Annotated in this window: 5 protein-coding genes; 2 read left to right on the forward strand and 3 right to left on the reverse strand. The window is 67.0% G+C overall.

Features of this window, described 5'->3' with window-relative positions:
* Positions 1-1398 (reverse strand): ABC transporter transmembrane domain-containing protein (locus AC32QD_RS12115; RefSeq protein WP_492010761.1); only part of this gene is annotated, 1398 nt, incomplete at its 3' end.
* 87 nt (positions 1399-1485) lie between these two features.
* Entirely contained in the window at positions 1486-1908 is a 423-nt protein-coding gene (locus AC32QD_RS12120) for a secondary thiamine-phosphate synthase enzyme YjbQ (RefSeq protein WP_492010762.1), read from the reverse strand.
* A gap of 53 nt (positions 1909-1961) precedes the next feature.
* Between AC32QD_RS12120 and AC32QD_RS12125 the strand changes: the two genes are divergently transcribed.
* Positions 1962-2405 (forward strand): PaaI family thioesterase, encoded by a 444-nt coding sequence (locus AC32QD_RS12125; RefSeq protein WP_492010763.1) that lies wholly within the window; start codon positions 1962-1964, stop codon positions 2403-2405.
* A gap of 24 nt (positions 2406-2429) precedes the next feature.
* On the opposite strand, the gene AC32QD_RS12130 is transcribed toward AC32QD_RS12125, so the two are convergent.
* On the reverse strand, positions 2430-3272 hold the full coding sequence (locus tag AC32QD_RS12130) for an MlaC/ttg2D family ABC transporter substrate-binding protein (protein WP_492010764.1): 843 nt from the start codon (positions 3270-3272) through the stop codon (positions 2430-2432).
* A 278-nt stretch (positions 3273-3550) separates the two neighbouring features.
* Between AC32QD_RS12130 and AC32QD_RS12135 the strand changes: the two genes are divergently transcribed.
* Positions 3551-4376: YihY/virulence factor BrkB family protein (locus tag AC32QD_RS12135; protein WP_492010765.1), on the forward strand; the 826-nt coding region annotated here is incomplete at its 3' end.

Consider the following 4376-nt stretch of genomic DNA (forward strand, 5'->3'; position numbering starts at 1 on the left):
CCGCGCCTCGCGCAGCAGGATCACGGCGTCGGCGGTATCCTGCTCGGCGAGGTCGGGGGCGTTGCGCAGCACCCCGTAGACCAGGTTGTCGCGGATCGAGCGCGACAGAATCCCGGGCTCGGCGCCGACATATGCCAGCGTCGCACCGAGCTCGGGCAGCGTCAGCTCGATCAGCGAGCGCCCGGCGATGGTGACGCGGCCGTGGGCCGGCTCGATCAGCCCGGCCATCATGCGCATGAACGAGTCGCGCGAGCCGTTGCCGCCGCCGAACACGGCCACGCTCTGCCCCGGGTGGATCACGAGCTTCGCGACGATCAGTCCGGCCGTGCCCGGTCCGCCCTCCACGTCGGAAAGCTCGATGTCCCCCTTGAGGGGCGCGGCCGGCTCGCCGAAGACGCGCTCGGGCGGATAGATCCCGTCGCCGGTGAAGTTCTCGGTGACGAAGAGGTAGCGGCTGTTGAAATCGTTCCACCGCTGCACGTAGTTCAGCACCTCGCGCCACGGCCGGGCCAGGTCCTTGTAGGCGGCGAGCACGGCCACCAGCGAGCCGAAATCCAGCCGGCCGATAATGACGAAGTAGCCGCCGATCAGATAGAAGAAGAACGGCGTGAGCTGGTTCATGAAGTTGTTGACGAACTTGATGGTGAACTTGCGCAGGAACAGGTCCAGCCGGATCATCGTGTTGGTATGCAGCCGCAGGCTAAGCTGCGCCAGGTGCCAGCGCCCGGCGTCGTTGGTGAAAATTTCCGGGATGCTCCCGACGCTCTCGCCGATCGAGTCGGCCAGCGCCCGGTTGTTGCGCGCGCGCGCCCGGTTCAGCCGGATCACCTTCTTCTGCATGATGGGGATGAGGATCCCCTGGAGCGGATAGAGCGAGACCGCCGCGAGCCCCAGCCAGACGTTCTGCATGAAGATGAACAGGCAGTAGACGCACAGCAGCCCGCCCTGGAAGGCGGGCGTGGAGATGACCTCGCCGATGAAGCCTCCGAGCGGCTCGATCTCGGCCAGCATCATCTGGATCACCTGGCCGGAGTTGGTCGTGCGGAAGCGGGAGATGCGGAAGCGCAGCACCTGCTGGAACAGCAGGTAGCGCAGCCGCCGCAGCATGCGCTCGCCGCACATGCCCACCGAGACATTGATCAGCCATTTCAAGCCGTTGATCGCCACGACCATGATCAGGAAGGCGACGCAGAGCAGCAGCAGATAGGGGATCTGGTCGAACTCGAAGCCGTAGATGTTACGCGGGAAGTCGCGCCCCTCGATGGCGTCGTTGACGATGATCTTCGGGATCTCGAGCTGGACATACGTCATCGGGAACGAGATGATCGTCAGCCCGAGAATGAAGAGCTGTTGGCGCCTCGAGTTACGCCAGACGAAACCGATAAAGCTACTTTCCATGCGTCTCCCCCGCAGCGCGCGAATGTTCCTCCATGCCCTCGCCATGCGCAAGCGAAGAATCTGGCGTGCAAAATTGGCTTCCGGCGGTCAGTCTGCAAGCAGATGCAGGGCGACGCTGCGTCTGCGGGCCGGGTTGCGGTGCTCCCACAGGAACAGTCCCTGATAGCGCCCCAGCGCGAGCCGCCCCTCGATCACCGGAATCGCCATGCTGACCCCCGAGAGCACGGTGCGGATATGGGCCGACATGTCGTCTGGCCCCTCGGCGTGGTGGCGGTAGCGCTCCGGGCCGCCCCGGGGAGCAATGCCTGCAAAGGCGTCCTCGAGGTCGCGCAACACGTCCGGGTCGATGGTCTCCTGGATGGTAATCGAGGCGGAGGTGTGCCGGCACAGGAGCGTGAGCAGGCCCGTGCGGACCGCCTGCGACGCCAGCCAACGCTCGACCTCGCGGGTTATTGAATGCAGCCCAGGCGCGGGCGGCTCGAAGGTGAGAATTCCGGTGATCTGGCGCACGCCGCCATGCTAGGCGATGTGCAGGCCCGATTGAAGGGGAGCGAGGGAGCGCGATGCGATACGACCCGGACCTGCCGTGGCGCGAGGTGCGCGGCGAAGGCTTCAACGCCCATGTCGGGCCGTTCCGCTTCGTCGCCCTGGGCGAGGGCCGCTGGTGCGCCAGCCTCGCGCTCGACGCGCGGCACGCCAATGTGGGCGGGGTCTGCCACGGCGGGGTGCTCATGAGCCTTGCCGACGTGGCGATGGGCGCAGCGAGCTTCGAAGCCGGCGGCGGGCATCCCTGCGCCACCATCCAGATGGATGCGCATTTCCTCGCCGCGGCGCGGCCCGGCCAGCGGCTGGTAGCGCTCGCCACCCAGCTGCGCAAGGTGCGCCAGCTCTCGTTCATGCGATGCGAGATCTGGGAGGGCGTGCGCCAGGTGCTGCGCGCCAGCGGCACCTGGAAATACCTGGAAAGCCGCAGCCCGGGCGCCACCGGCAAGGGGGCGGTCCTCTGACGGGTCCGGGCGTCGCGGGGCCGCTCAGGCGGCGGACAGGTGCTTGATCAGCTTGTCCACGTTGCCGTTGCGCGCCTGCAGCATGCTGGCGATGTCGTCACGCTCGGTGATCAGCAGCGAGACGCCTTCGATGATTATGTCCGCGATCACGGGATGGCCGGGACGATCGCTGACGAGCCAGTCGACGTTGATCGGCGCCCCGTTGACGCGGTTGATCATCGTGCGCACCACCATGCCCTTGCGCCCTGCATCGGTAACCCCGCCCAGCTTAAACAGGTCGCCCTTCTTCGCCTCGTTCGCATACTCCTCGAACCGGCGGGCATAGACCGAGGAGATGAAGGTGGTGAAGGCGTCGGTGAAGCGCGCCTGCTGGTCCTGGCTCATGCCCCGCCATGCGGTGCCGGCGACGAACCGCGCGATCTCGGCCATGGCGCCGCGCTTCTCCATGATGGCGCGCAACTCCTTGGCCTTTTTCGCCGCATCGCCCGAGCCCTGGACCAGGCTGGCGACCTCCTGCATCGTGCTCTTGACGAAGCTTGCCGCCTGGTCCTTGGTCAGGGCGAGGGCGGCTTGCGGCAGCAGCCAGCCGCCCGCGCCGGCGATCGTGCCCAGCGCCGCGCTCCGCAAGAAGTCTCGTCGGTCCAAAGCCATCGCTCTTCCCTCGCCTCCTGTCGCGCATTTGTTCCCCGGGCCAATCGCGGCATTGCGGGGTCGGAACGTGATGTAATTCGCGCCGGCACTCCGGTCCAGCGCCTCGGAGACATCGTGACCCAACTTCATTCGCCGGACCGGGGCTTTCGCCAGCCGTGCCGGCGGGAAAATCCGCCGCCCCTGCTGTAACGCGGCAAACCGCGGAACCCGGCGCATGGTGCGCGTTGCATGCGGCGAGCCTCTGCGCAGGCGGGCGCGCACCGGTCCCGGTCGGAACGGACGCTGGAGCGGACCGTTAGAATTTCAAGGTCCCTAGGACGACCGGAACGATTTTGATGGCCGATTCGGACAAACGGAAGAGAGTGGCGCATTTGCACTGCACCGGCGGGGTGCGGCCGCACCGGGGCGCCGCAGGACCCTATCGGTTCACGCTCGCGGAATACAGGGCGATTCTGGGGCGCGTACTCCGGTCTCTGACGCACGAGGACCTGACCATGATCGCGGCAGGGGTCAGCTTCTACGCCATGCTGGCACTGGTCCCGACCCTGGTCGCGCTGATGTCGATCTACGGCTTCGTCGCCGACCCGTCGGACGCGCACTCGCTGCTCGCGCTTTTGCGGCCGATCGTTCCGGAGGTCATGTACGAGCTGATCGACAAGCAGATCACCTTGCTGGTGAAGGCGAGCGGCACGGCCTTCAAGTGGACCTCGCTGGGCACGGTGCTGCTGGCGCTGTGGAGCGCCAAGCACGGGGTAAACGCTCTGCTGTCGGGGCTGAACCTGGCGAACCGCGAGCGCGACGACCGCAGCTTCGTCAAGGCATGGATCCTGTCCTACGGCCTGACGCTGCTGCTGATCGTGCTGATGGCGATCACGCTGGGCGCCATCGTCGTGATCCCTGCCGCCTTCGCCTTCGTCCCGGACCCCAACTGGCAGGCCCGGCTGGTGCTGTGGCTGAGATGGCCGGTGGCGATTGCGGCGGTCGTGATCTCAATCGGAATTCTCTACCGGCTGGGCCCCAGCCGGCGCGGCGCCGCGGTGCCCTGGCTGTCGCCCGGGGCGCTGCTGGCGACCGGGCTGTGGATGCTCGCCTCCTTCGCGCTGTCCTACTATCTGCGCACCTTCGGCACTTACCAGGCTGCCTATGGCGCGCTCGGCGCGGTCATTGCCCTGATGCTGTGGCTGTGGCTGGGCTCGCTCATCGTGCTGCTCGGCGCCCGGCTGAATGCGGAGATGGAGTACCAGACGGACGTCGACACGACACGCGGGCCACCGCGGCCGATGGGCCAGCGCGGCGCCTTCGTCGCCGATCACGTGGTGA

Source organism: Thermohalobaculum sp. (assembly GCF_058622915.1).